The sequence below is a fragment of the Pseudomonas sp. BC42 genome (genome assembly GCF_021560055.1).
In the GTDB taxonomy this organism is placed as follows: Bacteria; Pseudomonadota; Gammaproteobacteria; order Pseudomonadales; family Pseudomonadaceae; genus Aquipseudomonas.
Genome location: NZ_CP091067.1, coordinates 1,253,366 through 1,265,825, shown reverse-complemented (window position 1 = coordinate 1,265,825; position 12,460 = coordinate 1,253,366). Strand labels below are relative to the sequence as shown.

Genomic DNA, 12,460 nt, shown 5'->3' with positions numbered 1-12,460 from the left:
CGGATGGACTTTTCCTGGATCAACGGTTTTTCCGCCGAACTGCTGCGCGGCCTGGGCATCACCCTCAAGCTCCTGCTGCTGAGCGGGGTCTGCGGCTTTGCCCTGGCGGTGGTGGTGGGCCTGGGCCGGGTGTCGCGCAATCCGTTGCTGCGTGCGCCCATGCAGTTCTACATCAGTGTGTTCCGCGGCACGCCGCTGCTGGTGCAGATCTACATCCTCTACTACGGGGTCGGCAGCCTGTTCGCCGCCTACCCGCCGATCCGCGGCAGCTTTCTCTGGCCCTACCTGCGCGAAGGCTTCTGGTACGTGGCCCTGGCCCTGACCCTGAGTGTCGGCGCCTATGTCGGCGAAGTGCTGCGCGGTGGCCTGCGGGCCGTGCCCCGGGGCGAGCTGGAAGCCGCCCGCGCCTATGGCATGGGCTACTGGCTGACCCTGCGCCGAGTCTGGCTGCCCCGGGCCCTGGAGCTGGTACGCCCGACCCTGGTGGGGGAATGCGTGCTGCTGCTCAAGGCCACCGCATTGGCCTCCACCGTGGCGGTCACCGACCTGCTCGGCGCCGCCAACCTGGTGCGGGCCCAGACCCTGAAGGTCTACGAACCGCTGCTGGCGGTGGCGCTGATCTACATCGTCCTGGCCTTTGTCATCGAACACCTGTGCGCACGCCTGGGCAACGCCTCGCAGACTCAGCGGCCACAGCGTCAGGCCTGAACCCATTCATTGCGCGGGCAACCGAGCCCGTGAGGAGCACAACATGCGTTATTCACCTTTCGTTCAGCGCATCAGCGGCGAATCCGTCAGCGCCTGGGACATCCACTACGCGGCCATCGAGGCCCGGGGCCGCGGCGAGGACGTGATCGTCCTCAGCGTCGGAGATCCGGACTTCGCCACCGATGCACGTATCAGCGCCGCCGCCAGCGCCGCCCTGGAACAAGGCGACACCCATTACACCCACGTCCTGGGTCGCCCGGCCCTGCGCGAAGCGATTGCCGCCAAGCAGCGACGCCTGCTGGGGATCGAGGTCAGCGCCGACAACGTGGCCCTGGTGGCCGGGGCGCAGAACGGCCTGTTCGCCACCTCGCTGTGCCTGTTCAGCAGTGGCGACGAGGTGCTGGTGCCGGAACCCATGTACCTGACCTACGAGGCCTGCATCCACGCCTCGGGGGCCAAGATCGCCTGTGTGCAGCAGCCGGCGGCCAACGGCTTCCGCCTGACCGCCGCGGCCCTGGAAGCGGCGCTGACCGACAAGACCCGGGGCATCGCCCTGGCCACCCCGTGCAACCCCACCGGCAACGTCTACAGCCGCGAAGAGCTGGAAGCCGTGGCCGAAGTGGCGCGCAAGCACGACCTGTGGGTGATCTCCGACGAGGTCTACGGGCAACTGACCTACGACCGCGACCACCTGAGCATCGCTTCGATGCCAGGCATGGCCGAGCGCACGGTGATCCTCAACAGCCTGTCGAAAACCCACGCCATGACCGGCTGGCGCGTGGGCTGGGTGATCGCCCCGCCGGCCCTGGTCGGGCACCTGGACAACCTGCTGCTGTGCATGCTCTACGGCCTGCCCGGGTTTATCCAGGAAGCCGCGCTCAAGGCCCTGGAGCTGGATGAAGAAGTGATCGGCAGCGCCCGCGAGGTCTATCGCCGGCGCCGCGACCTGGTGGTGGCCGGGCTCAAGTCGGTGCACCTGCTCGATTGCCGCGAGCCCGAGGCCGGGATGTTCATGCTGGTGGACGTGCGCCGCACCGGGCTGTCGAGCATGGATTTCGCCTGGCAGCTGTTCCGCGCCACCGGGGTCTCGGTGCTCGACGCCCAGGCCTTTGGCGCCAGCGCCGAGGGCTTCGTGCGGATCTCCTTCACCGTCGCCGACGAGGTGCTCAAGGACGCCTGCCAGCGCATCGCCGGCTTTGTCGAAACCCTGGGCGCACAACGCTAGACAACAACCCGATAGTGGTGAGGGAGCTTGCTCCCGTTCGGCTGCGAAGCAGTCGTAAAGGCCTGGCCATCGCGGTCACGGCCATTGGGGTGGCTACGCCACCCGGCGGGAGCAAGCGCCCTCGCCACAGTAGCCCGCACAACAAGAATGCATTTGAGCTTGTCGCCCATTTTTCCGCCCACCTTTGAAGGGCCCCCTGCTTGAGAGGTTGACCCCGTGACCGCTTCCGACCAATTCAACTCCACCCATAGCGCCGTCGATCAATACGCCGAACTGGTGCTGCACAACGGCCGGATGTACACCCTCGACCCGGCCCAACCCTGGGCCGATGCCGTGGCCATCCGCCAGGGCAAGCTGATCGCGGTGGGCAGCCTCGCCTCCCTGGCTTCGCTGATCGGGCCCAACACCCGACAGCACGACCTGGACGGGGCCTTCTGCATGCCCGGCCTGCACGACATGCACACCCACCCGGACCTGGCCCTGGCGCCGCGCTACGCCGACGACCTGGACGTGGGCATCGAAGATCCGACTCCCGAGCAACTGGCGGCGGCGATCCACGCCTACGCCGACAGCCACCCCGGCGACGGCTGGATCTACGGCCAGTACTGGGTGCGCTACACCTTCCGCGAAGCCGGCCTGACCCCGGGCCGCGAATGGCTCGACAGCGTCATGCCGGATCGCCCGGTGGCCCTGCTGGACCGCATGTGGGGCACCATGATGGTCAACTCCAAGGCCCTGGAACTGGCCGGCATCGACCGCCACACCAGCGACCCGCGCAACGGCTACCTGGAGCGCGACGAGCTGAGCGGCGAGCCCAACGGCCTGCTGATCGACGGCGCCTACGCCCTGATCCACGCCGCCATGCCGCCGACGCCCGTCCCGGTACTGCGCCGCGCCTACCGCGATGGCGTGCACTTCCAGACCTCGCGCGGGGTCACCGCCACCAAGTACGTGCACGTCTGCGAGAACCGTCTGCAGGCCCTCAAGGAACTGGACGACGCCGGCGAGCTGACCCTACGGGTGGAAGCCGCCATCAGTTGGCAGGACGATATCTTCCCGGTGCGCCGGCGCTGGGAGCTGCTCAGTGGCGAGCGGCACTTCTATCGCAGCGCCCGCCTGAGCGCCAACGCGGTGAAGTTCCACTTCGACGGCACCGTGGAGCCCAAGTCGTCCTACCTGCTGACCCCCTGGCCGGAAGAATCGAGCTGGCGCGGCAAGCTCAACCTGACCCCGGAACACATCACCGACATGGTGGTGGACATGGACAAGCGCGGCCTGCGGGTGATCGCCCACTGCACCGGCGACGGCGCCTCCGACGTGTTCCTCGACGCCGTGGCCGAAGCCCGGCGGCGCAACGGCAACAGCGGCATCCGCCACCAATGCGCCCACAGCACCTTGCTGCACCCGGGCAACCTCAAGCGCTTCCAGAGCCTGGACGTGATCGCCGAGTTCTCCCCGGCGGCCTGGTACCCGACGCCGTTCGCCAGCGGTGCCCGCTCCGGTTACGGCCAGGAGCGCCTCAAGCGCATCTATGACTTCAAGGGCGTGCTGGCCGCCGGTGGCATCGCGGTGTTCGGCACCGACTGGCCGGTGGCGTCCATCGACCCGTGGCTGGCCCTGGAAACCATGGTCACCCGGCAGAACCCGTGGAACCAGGAGCCCGACACCTTCGGCGACCCCATCAGCCTGGAGCAGGCGTTGCAAGTGGCGACCCTCAACGGCGCCCACGCCATGGGCCTGGAACACCTGACCGGCAGCCTGCAGGTGGGCAAGTCGGCGGACCTGATCGTCCTCGACCGCAACCTGTTCGCCCAAGGGCCGCGCAACTACATCCACCACACCCAGGTGCAACTGACCTTCGTCGAAGGGCAACTGGTCTACGACCGCCAGGGCATCTTCAGCGACACGCCGTTGCAGGCGGTGTGGGAAGGCCTGCCACCGGTGATCGAGGGCAAGGAACAATGAACAGCACCCCGAGCATTCCGGTGACCGTGGTTGCAGGCTTTCTCGGCGCCGGCAAGACCACCCTGCTCAACCGCATGGTGCAGCGCGCCGACAGCGGCCGATTGGCGGTGATCGTCAACGACTTCGGCGAGCTGAACATCGATGCGGCGATCATTGCCGAGGTCACCGACGCGGTGTACAGCCTGCAGAACGGCTGCATCTGCTGCACCGTGCAGGAGGACCTGCTGGCGCAACTGGTGAGCCTGTCCAAGCTGCGCCCGGCCCTGGAACGGATCGTCATCGAGTGCAGTGGCGTCTCCGACCCGCAGCGTATCGTGCAAACCATCGGCTACCCGCAACTGCGCAACCGTCTGCACCTGGACGCGGTGATCACCCTGGTGGATGCCAGCGGCTACCAGGACCTAGAAGGTGAAATGGCCCGGCTGTCCCGGGCCCAGGTGGCCTGCGCCGACTGGGTGCTGCTGAACAAGGCCGACCTGGTGAGCCCCGAGCAGTTGCAAAGCATCCGCGCCAGCCTCGGCGGCCGCGCCCCGGTATTCGAAACGGTGCAGGCCGAACTGCCACCCGAGCTGCTGCTGGCGCCGCCGGTGCGTTCCACCGAAGTGCTGTTCAAGGCCCTGCCCCAGGCCCACGACGAACTGTTCGAAAGCTGGGTGTGGAAAAGCTCGCGACCGCTGCAGCCCAAGGCCCTGCGCGACTGGCTGGCGCGCCTGCCCGCCGACCTGCTGCGCCTCAAGGGCCTGGTGCGCCTGGAAGGCAATGAACAACCCTATTGGTTGCAGCATGTAGGCAACCGCAGCCAGTTCACCCTGGCCACAGGGCAGCCCACCGAGCATGCCGTGCAACTGGTGTTCATCGCCCGTCGGGGCAGCGATCTGCGCCAGGAACTGGAGGCCGGGGTCAGCGATACCCAAGTGCACTGAGCTTCAAGCGGCACGTTTTCAGCCGCAAGCGGCTGCGGTGAGCTGTGCCGAGGGCGAAGGCTTCACGTCGGCGGGTACATAGCGCACCATGGATCGCTCATTTTCCGCTGAAGCAAGGACGCTACAGATGCTCGATATCCTCCAAGGCACGCTCCTGTGGGTGTACGCGGTCTTCGCCCTGGTCTGCTACTACGGTCTGCGTGCCCTCGCCATCACTCGCGAGAGCCGTCGTTCGCTGCTGCTGACGCCAGTGATCCTGCTGGTCTGGTCGCTGTGCTCGGTGAATCTCGGCGATCACCCATTGCTGGCGCTGGGCGCCTGGGCCGGTGGTGCCGCACTCGGCAGCCTGCTGGCGATGCTGTTGTTCTCCAGCGCCGGCGTGCTACCGGAGTCCGGCGGCGAGGCGATCCTGGTGCCTGGCACCGTGAAGATCCTCGCCATCTCGCTGCTGTTCTTCGCGGTGAAGTATTGGATCGGCTATCAAACCGCCGTGCACCCCGTACAGGCCGCCAGCGTGCAGATGCTCGCTATCAGTGGCGCCGCCGCAGGCTTTACCGTTGGTCTGTTCTGCGGGCGAGCACTCAAGCTGTTCCGCAACTTCCGGCAACTGCGGCTCAACGCCTGAAAGCGGTGCGGCCATGCCCTTGGATCACTGGGGAATCTTCGCCGTGCAAACCGGTCTGTAGGGACGGTCCTGTTGGGCGGGTCGCTTGGTCCGTGACATTAGGGTCCGGGTCCAATAGATTAGGCGCCCCCGAAAATCCCCCTGGGCCTTTCGCGCCTAAAACCTGTTAAACCAAGTAGTGGATGTTCAATGCCTGATTCCAACACCGAAGAATCCGTAATCGCCCTGTCCAACAAGGCCGAGTACGAAAACGCCATTCATCTTTCACAACACGTGTCCCAGGCCAAGACCATCAGCGAGATGGTGCTCGACGCCTTCCACACCTCGAAAGAAAGTGACCAGATTCGCGAACTGCGTGCTGCGATTCGCCAGGCCCACGACCGCTTTGACGACGACACCGCCTATGAACTAATGGGCCAGCTCAAGCAACTCAAAGACGCCGAGGCCGCCGACCTGGCTGCCCTGGAAGACCTGAGCAAGAAATTCCCCATCAGCCGGATTCTCTCCAGCTACAAGGACGACCCGGACTTCCAGGAACTGGTCTACGGCCTGGCCCTGAAAGTGCTGAACCAGACGCACCAGGCCATCAGCAACCCCAGCGGCGGCAAGAGCAAGGCGCGGCCGAAGAAGGAAATGGAAGTGTTCGCCATCAGCAAGGACGGCATCAGCGTCACCCTGCCGATGCGCCCGCGCTCCAAGGCCAACGTCGACCGTGAAGCCTTCGAATTCCTCGGCTTCAGCTTTGTCGGCGAAGGCGACGAGGCCGAACTGGAAAGCGAGATGTTCCTCGACAAGGACGGCAACGAGCAGCAAGCGACCCGCAAGAACATCATCACCGCGATCCAGCAGCAGACCGCATTCGAAGGCTACAGCGCGCAACAGCAGCTGTAACCCGCCCCTGTAGGAGCGAGCTTGCTCGCGAAGGCGTCAGCCCGACCTGAGCGCCGAGAAAAAGCCCCGTACTTGTGTATGAAGTCGGGGCTTTTTGTTTTCAGCGATCCCCGTACTCACGGATCGGGTACATCGCGCACAACGCTTCGGTCTGTTGCCGGAACTGCTCCTGCAATCCGGGCTCCAGGGTGTATTTCTGCTCGCCGTGGGGCTGCACCTGATCGAGTATCCGGCACACCAGGTCGACGATCTGGCGACACCCTTGGGCGTCCACGTAGCGCTGGGCGATGGAGCCGGTGCCGATACACAAGCCATTGGCGGCAAATGATGATCGGTTTTCCCTCGGACCGCGTTTTTTGCTGACGATGATTCCACACTTCTCCAGCGCCGATTCGGCGATGGAGCCGCTGATGCCGCCACGCAAGCGCAGCAAGATCGTGTGATTTTCCGTTCCTCCCCCCACGACCTCGTAGTCCCGCTCCATGAACGCGCAAGCCATTTCATCTGCCGTGGCGCGAATCCGCCCCATGTAGGCATCAAACAGCGGGGACATCGCATAGCCCAACGCGGCAGCCTTGGCGGCAATCACGTTGACGGCAGGCGCGCCTTGCATACCGGGGGAAACCGCTTGTTCGAGAACCCGGCGAAAACTCGACCTCAGTCCAGGCACTTTGGTGTCTGCATCACGACCGGAGAGAATCAGACCTCCACGCGGGCCGGCGAGCTGCTTGTGGGTGCAGGTGATTGTGACGTGCGCGGCATCGATCGGGCTCGGATGGCGCCCTGTGGCCACCAGCCCGGCGATATGGGAAATATCGGCAAGCACGATGGCCCCGGCCTCATCGGCAATGGCACGAAAGCGCTGGAAGTCCACGACCCGAGAATGGGCCGTCGCCCCGCAAATGATGATCCGCGGACGATGGGCCATCGCCAGTTGGCGCACTTCTGCGTAATCGATCTCCCCCTGGGATGTGGTGCCGTAGCGAACAGCCTTGTAGTTGGCCTCCGTGAAGGCTTCCACTCGGCCATGTGCAAGGTGCCCACCCTGTTCGAGGGCCATGCCCAGGATCGTATCCCCAGGCTCGGCCAGCGCCGTCAGCACCTGGTAAATGGCATTCGAGGCCGAGTGTGATTGCACGCAGGCGTATTGGGCAGAGAACAGCTCCCGAGCGCGTCGGATCGCCAGAGCCTCAACCCGATCAACGTTTTCACACCCACTATAATGACGCCGGCCGGGAGCGCCCTCGACCGTGACGTTGACCAGCGCCGAGGCTGATGCCGCCAAGCTCCGGGGGCCGGCCGCGCAGGAAGATGAAACCAAAGACAGTGTGCGGTGTTGGCGCGTGACTTCCGCGTCCAGGATGCTTGCCAGCTCCGTGTCTTCAGCGCGCAGATCGGCCAGACCGCGTCGCAGCAGGTCGGCCTGGGTCCTGAGTGGTTCAGTGTCAGCTGCCATTCTTCTGTGTCCCTTCCTTGTGTGTTGCGCGCCACGAACGACAGCACGCTTCCTGGGTATCACGTTCGTTTGTCTGCATCGGGCTTATCCAAGCCTCGGCGTCAGACTCTATAAGCCGCAACAAAATTAATCAAAGAATTAAACATTTTCCAAATTAAATGATGCTTTTCTTATCGAGGAAGGGCAGCCTCAGCCTTGCGCTAGCGAGTACCTTCATGGTCGAGAGCCATGACGCCAAGCCTGCGGGACTGTATTGTCATGGCCGGCGCATGCGACAATTTTTCCTCGGTGACGCTGATCCAACTCCTGCCGAAGGCAGGATCACTCAAGAAACCGACTGCGAAAGCCCCCAGGATGGAGGCAGTCCGGCTAAAGGAGCATAGGTTGGTACAGACTTCGAAAAATCCGACATACATCTACCGCATTGATCTGGCCGATCTCGTCTCGGCGTCGGGCGACTGAATGCCTGATACGGCTCTATAACTTGCAAAGATTCAATGGGTTACGGCCAAAAGGAAGTGGTGAGTATCTGATGCATAAAAGAGAAAGAACCGAGCATTTAAAAAGCAACATCAAGTACTTGATAAAAAGCCGTGGTGAGACACAACTGTCTTTGTGCAACGCCAGCGGGCTGACCAGAACGACCATTTACAACATTCTGGAAGGCAAGGTCACCAACGTACAGCAGTCCACCATTCGAAAAATCTCTGACTTTTTTGGCGTCTCCTACGAAGAAATAGAGACTGTCGACTTTGAAGAAAAGGAGATCATCGAGAGCAGCATCTCCCCTCAAGGAAACATGAACCCGGCGGCCGTTCCGATCATCAAGGAGAGCCTGCTGATGGCCAACATGGACAAACGCATTGGGGAACTGGCGACGCTCTATCCATTGACTTACTACTTCGGCACTTCCTACAACCTGATAGCGGTGCTGCTGGAGAACGAAATCAACGGAATGAATGAACCCGGCGATCTGTTGATCGTACAAAAGGGCTCCTCGACCGACGACAAAGAAAAACTGGCTTACGACAAACTGACAGGCAGGCTGCTCATCTTGAATGATGTTTGTCCCGACTCAGATCGCATGATTGTAGTGGGCGATATCATTGAGGAGCGGTTCAATGACTGTCCATGAAAGCGAAATCGAAAACAGCAAATACAAACTTCTGGGTTTCGAGAACAATAAAAAACTTGCCGTAATCATGATCATTGCTACAGGCAAGGTCATCAGAATCAAGCTAAGAGAGGTACTGAACAGTGAAATAATGGATAACCTGAACAAAACGGAAATCAAGAATCTGTATCGAAAGCTCTATTCCCAGGGAGACACGCTGACCGCATACGACCTGAACGATCGCCATGAGAACTCATGGATGATTTATATAATCCTGAACTTGTTGCTCGTCACATTTTATATATTCACCAGTATTGCAGCGACAAAACCCATTTATCTGGAGTCGCTGGACATCATCATTACTCCTGGTACCTTCCTTTACTCCATTACTTTTTTGATCGTCGACTTGTTAAACGAAAACTTTGGACTCCGGTTAGCCAGAAGAGCCATTTTCTTTGCATTCGCTAGCACATCCACGGTTTTCATCCTGCTCTACGGCTCGACCTTCCTGCCAGGTATGCCAGGCTGGAAGCTTGAAACGCCCTACAATGACGTGATCATTCAGGTGTCATCCGTACTGGTAGCCTCCTCTGTTTCATTCCTTGTTTCTGAAAACATAAACTCATACTTGCTGTGCAAGATAAAAGAGCTGACAAATTCCAGATTTTTGTTCTTGCGAATATTCCTCAGCACCTTCTTCGCGGTCATTATCGACAGCTTCCTGTTTTGCTATATCGCCTTCTATGGATTGATGAAAAACAGCGACATTCTCAACATGATCTTTTTTCAGATTGCGATAAAAGTGTTTTTTGCACTCTTCAATATCTTGCCCGCTTACGGCGCAAGATCACTGTTCAAGAGATACATGAGCAGCAACCAGACAAAATGATCTGGCACTGAATATCATCCAGATGTCCCATCAATAGGTTCTAAATAAAAAACCCCGCCCTTCTCTCGAAGACGGGGTTTTCTCTGCTCCGACGATACCTCAAGCCGAGGTCGTGCTACCGGCCATGCGCCGCAGGATATGCCCCTGGCCTTTGACGCAGTGCAGGATCACCGCGGCCACATGACCGACGATCAGTACCAGCAAGGTCCAGCCCAGGAGGCTATGGAAGCTGTTGCCCAGGTCGGTCATCCACTGGATCTTCGGCCCTTCGAAGCCGCTCATCACCGGCAGCCCGAAGGCGGAAAACGCTCGCCCGGAGCCGTACTGGCGCAGCAGCCCGAGAAACGGAATGGCGAACATCCCGGCATACAGCAGCCCATGCCCCAGGCGCGCGGCCAGGTTCAGGCTCGGCGGCCGACGATGCCGGTTCAGCAGGCTCCAGAACAGCCGCACCAGCAACAGCCCCATCAATAGCAGCCCGACTTGCTTGTGGGTCGGCCAGAGGAACTTGTCCAGTGCCGAATCCTCCAGCAGGTAATGGGCGGCGGTCGAGCAATAGATCCAGGCAAAGGCCAGCGCCATGGCCCAGTGCAACCCACGACTGACCGCGCCGTAACGCTCCTGGCTGTCGTTCATTTCAATACGGCTTTGCATTGCATCCACTCAGGTTCATCCACGAGCGGCGCATTTTACCCGGCCAGGCGGAGCCTTCGGACCGAAAAGCTTTAAATGATGTGACCGTCGCGCCAGCGGATAAAAAAAGCCCCGCACTTCTTACGAAGGCGGGGCTTTTCTGTGGCCTGGACAGCTTAGTGCGCGTAGGTCAGCAACAGCTCGGTCGGGGCCTTGAAATCCACCGACATCATCACGCTCAGCGCGGTGATGGTGAAGATCGAGAACACGAACAGCTTGCGCGCCCACACGGTGTCATCCACCGCCTTGTAGCCGGTCCAGGCCATGTACAGCCAGTACATGCCCATCGCCGCCGCTACCGCCAGGTAGCTCATGCCGGCGTAACCGCTGAAGGTCAGCATCAGGGTCGCCACCAGGAACGCCAGGATGTAGAGCAGGATGTGCTTCTTGGCCACGCGAATGCCGCGCTTCACCGGCAGCACCGGAATCGATGCGGCCAGGTAATCGTTGAAGCGGAAGATCGCGATGGCGTAGGAATGCGGCATCTGCCACAGGCTGAACATCACCAGCAGGGTCAGCGCGGCCATGTCGAAGCTGTTGCTCACGGCCACATAACCGATCACCGGCGGCATGGCCCCGGACAGACTGCCCACCAGCGTGCCGTGAACCGACTTGCGCTTGAGGTACAGGCTGTAGAGGCCGACGTAGATGACAAAGCCGATTACCGCGAACAACGCGGCCAACGGGTTGGCCACGTAGTACAGCAGGGCGACGCCGGCGATCCCGAGGAGGGAGGCATAGACCAGGGCCACTTCCAGGGAGATCAGGCCCTGGACCAGCACGCGGTTCTTGGTGCGCTCCATCTTCAGGTCGATGTCTCGGTCGATGCAGTTGTTGAACACGCAACCGGACGCTACCACCAGCGAGGTGCCGATCATCGCGGCCAGGAAAATGGCCAGATCGACATGCCCTTTCGAGGCCAGGAAAAACCCGCCTGCCACAGAAAGCACGTTACCGAAAATGATCCCCGGTTTGGTGATTTGGATAAAGTGCTTGAGCGACATCGGGTTTACCTCACTTGGCCATCATGACGGTGTGGATGCTGAACATGATCCACAACGACAGACCAACCAGCAGAACAATGACCAGCGCGGCGAAGATGAACGCCACCACGTTGTTGCGCTGTGCCGCGGAACGGTCCAGGTGCAGGAAGTACACCAGGTGCACCAGCACCTGGATCACGGCGAATGCCAGGACGATCCACAGGGTCACGTCTTTAGGCAGCGACGGGTACATCACCAGGCCGAACGGGATCAGTGTCAGGATGACCGACAGGATGAAGCCGATGGCGTAGGACTTGACGCTGCCGTGACCGGCTTCGTCGTGGGAGTGTGCGTTGGCCATTTACATAGTCCCCATCAGGTAAACAACGGTGAATACGCAGATCCACACCACGTCCAGGAAGTGCCAGAACAGGCTCAGGCAGCTCAGACGGGTCTTGTTGGTCGCCGTCAGGCCGTTTTTCTGCACCTGGTACATCATGATCGCCATCCAGATCAGACCGCTGGTCACGTGCAGACCGTGGGTGCCGACCAGGGTGAAGAACCCGGACAGGAAGCCGGAACGGCTAGGGCCGTAGCCTTCGGAGATCAGCAGGTGGAACTCGTTGATCTCCATGCCGATGAAGCCCAGGCCGAACAGGAAGGTCATGGCCAGCCAGCCCAGCACCTGCTTCTTGTTGCCCCGGAAGAACGCCAGCATGGCGAAGCCGTAGGTGATCGAACTGAACAGCAGCAGAGCGGTTTCGCCCAGTACGTAAGGCAGTTCGAAGATGTCGTGGCCCGACGGGCCACCCGCTACGTTGTTAACCAGTACCGCGTATACCGCGAAGATCGACGCAAACAGAATGCAGTCGGTCATCAGGTAGAGCCAGAAACCGAATACGGTCATCTCGCCCGAGTCGTGGTGATGGTCATCGTGCCCATGGTCATCGACATGGGCGTGTCCAGCATTGGTCACTAAGTTCGACAT

The 12,460-nt window shown here is 61.1% G+C and carries 13 protein-coding genes; 8 read left to right on the top strand and 5 right to left on the bottom strand.

Features of this window, described 5'->3' with window-relative positions; all coding sequences use genetic code 11:
• Positions 1–3 precede the first annotated feature (3 nt).
• The 6 genes from L1O02_RS05955 (at position 4) to L1O02_RS05930 (ending at position 6,337) form a co-directional block, all read left to right on the top strand.
• Positions 4–708 (top strand): ABC transporter permease subunit, encoded by a 705-nt coding sequence (locus tag L1O02_RS05955; protein ID WP_060840930.1) that lies wholly within the window; start codon positions 4–6, stop codon positions 706–708.
• A gap of 43 nt (positions 709–751) precedes the next feature.
• Positions 752–1,933, top strand: coding sequence for an aminotransferase class I/II-fold pyridoxal phosphate-dependent enzyme (locus tag L1O02_RS05950; protein ID WP_060840931.1), 1,182 nt, complete (start codon positions 752–754; stop codon positions 1,931–1,933).
• Between the two features lie 216 nt (positions 1,934–2,149).
• Entirely contained in the window at positions 2,150–3,898 is a 1,749-nt protein-coding gene (locus L1O02_RS05945) for an amidohydrolase (RefSeq protein WP_108545246.1), read from the top strand.
• The gene (locus L1O02_RS05940) at positions 3,895–4,821 is read left to right on the top strand and encodes a GTP-binding protein (RefSeq protein ID WP_235759686.1); all 927 of its coding nucleotides are present in this window, start codon (positions 3,895–3,897) and stop codon (positions 4,819–4,821) included. Before L1O02_RS05945 ends, L1O02_RS05940 begins: the two co-directional genes overlap by 4 nt.
• Before the next feature lie 127 nt (positions 4,822–4,948).
• Positions 4,949–5,446, top strand: coding sequence for a hypothetical protein (locus L1O02_RS05935; protein ID WP_235759685.1), 498 nt, complete (start codon positions 4,949–4,951; stop codon positions 5,444–5,446).
• Positions 5,447–5,635: 189 nt separating this feature from the next.
• Positions 5,636–6,337 carry a hypothetical protein gene (locus tag L1O02_RS05930; protein WP_060840935.1) on the top strand — a complete coding sequence of 234 codons (702 nt, stop codon included), beginning with the start codon at positions 5,636–5,638 and terminating at the stop codon, positions 6,335–6,337.
• A gap of 100 nt (positions 6,338–6,437) precedes the next feature.
• On the opposite strand, the gene L1O02_RS05925 is transcribed toward L1O02_RS05930, so the two are convergent.
• A complete protein-coding gene (locus tag L1O02_RS05925; protein ID WP_235759684.1) occupies positions 6,438–7,793 on the bottom strand; it encodes a serine hydroxymethyltransferase in 1,356 nt (451 codons plus the stop codon).
• Between the two features lie 532 nt (positions 7,794–8,325).
• Here L1O02_RS05925 and L1O02_RS05920 point away from each other — a divergent pair.
• Together L1O02_RS05920 and L1O02_RS05915 are read left to right on the top strand one after the other, a co-directional pair.
• A complete protein-coding gene (locus tag L1O02_RS05920; protein ID WP_060840938.1) occupies positions 8,326–8,928 on the top strand; it encodes a helix-turn-helix transcriptional regulator in 603 nt (200 codons plus the stop codon).
• Positions 8,915–9,796: a queuosine precursor transporter gene (locus tag L1O02_RS05915; protein ID WP_060840939.1), complete on the top strand. Its 882-nt coding sequence runs from the start codon at positions 8,915–8,917 to the stop codon at positions 9,794–9,796. The genes L1O02_RS05920 and L1O02_RS05915 overlap by 14 nt, the downstream gene beginning before the upstream one ends.
• 99 nt (positions 9,797–9,895) lie before the next feature.
• On the opposite strand, the gene L1O02_RS05910 is transcribed toward L1O02_RS05915, so the two are convergent.
• From L1O02_RS05910 to L1O02_RS05895, 4 genes are all read right to left on the bottom strand, one after another.
• A complete protein-coding gene (locus L1O02_RS05910) occupies positions 9,896–10,450 on the bottom strand; it encodes a cytochrome b (RefSeq protein WP_060840940.1) in 555 nt (184 codons plus the stop codon).
• Positions 10,451–10,605: 155 nt separating this feature from the next.
• Positions 10,606–11,493 carry a heme o synthase gene (gene cyoE, locus L1O02_RS05905; protein ID WP_060840941.1) on the bottom strand — a complete coding sequence of 296 codons (888 nt, stop codon included), beginning with the start codon at positions 11,491–11,493 and terminating at the stop codon, positions 10,606–10,608.
• A 10-nt stretch (positions 11,494–11,503) separates the two neighbouring features.
• Positions 11,504–11,833, bottom strand: coding sequence for a cytochrome o ubiquinol oxidase subunit IV (gene cyoD / locus L1O02_RS05900; RefSeq protein ID WP_060840942.1), 330 nt, complete (start codon positions 11,831–11,833; stop codon positions 11,504–11,506).
• Complete coding sequence (locus tag L1O02_RS05895) at positions 11,834–12,460, bottom strand: cytochrome o ubiquinol oxidase subunit III (RefSeq protein ID WP_011063285.1); 627 nt, start codon at positions 12,458–12,460, stop codon at positions 11,834–11,836.

Bases quoted from the DNA above. Each gene is read 5' to 3' on its own strand.
- L1O02_RS05955 (WP_060840930.1), top strand. From the start codon at position 4: ATGGACTTTTCCTGGATCAACGGTTTTTCCGCCGAACTGCTGCGCGGC.
- L1O02_RS05910 (WP_060840940.1), bottom strand. From the start codon at position 10,450: ATGCAAAGCCGTATTGAAATGAACGACAGCCAGGAGCGTTACGGCGCG.
- L1O02_RS05920 (WP_060840938.1), top strand. From the start codon at position 8,326: ATGCATAAAAGAGAAAGAACCGAGCATTTAAAAAGCAACATCAAGTAC.
- L1O02_RS05935 (WP_235759685.1), top strand. From the start codon at position 4,949: ATGCTCGATATCCTCCAAGGCACGCTCCTGTGGGTGTACGCGGTCTTC.
- L1O02_RS05925 (WP_235759684.1), bottom strand. From the start codon at position 7,793: ATGGCAGCTGACACTGAACCACTCAGGACCCAGGCCGACCTGCTGCGA.
- L1O02_RS05930 (WP_060840935.1), top strand. From the start codon at position 5,636: ATGCCTGATTCCAACACCGAAGAATCCGTAATCGCCCTGTCCAACAAG.
- L1O02_RS05915 (WP_060840939.1), top strand. From the start codon at position 8,915: ATGACTGTCCATGAAAGCGAAATCGAAAACAGCAAATACAAACTTCTG.
- L1O02_RS05895 (WP_011063285.1), bottom strand. From the start codon at position 12,460: ATGTCGAACTTAGTGACCAATGCTGGACACGCCCATGTCGATGACCAT.
- cyoE (WP_060840941.1), bottom strand. From the start codon at position 11,493: ATGTCGCTCAAGCACTTTATCCAAATCACCAAACCGGGGATCATTTTC.
- L1O02_RS05940 (WP_235759686.1), top strand. From the start codon at position 3,895: ATGAACAGCACCCCGAGCATTCCGGTGACCGTGGTTGCAGGCTTTCTC.
- L1O02_RS05950 (WP_060840931.1), top strand. From the start codon at position 752: ATGCGTTATTCACCTTTCGTTCAGCGCATCAGCGGCGAATCCGTCAGC.
- cyoD (WP_060840942.1), bottom strand. From the start codon at position 11,833: ATGGCCAACGCACACTCCCACGACGAAGCCGGTCACGGCAGCGTCAAG.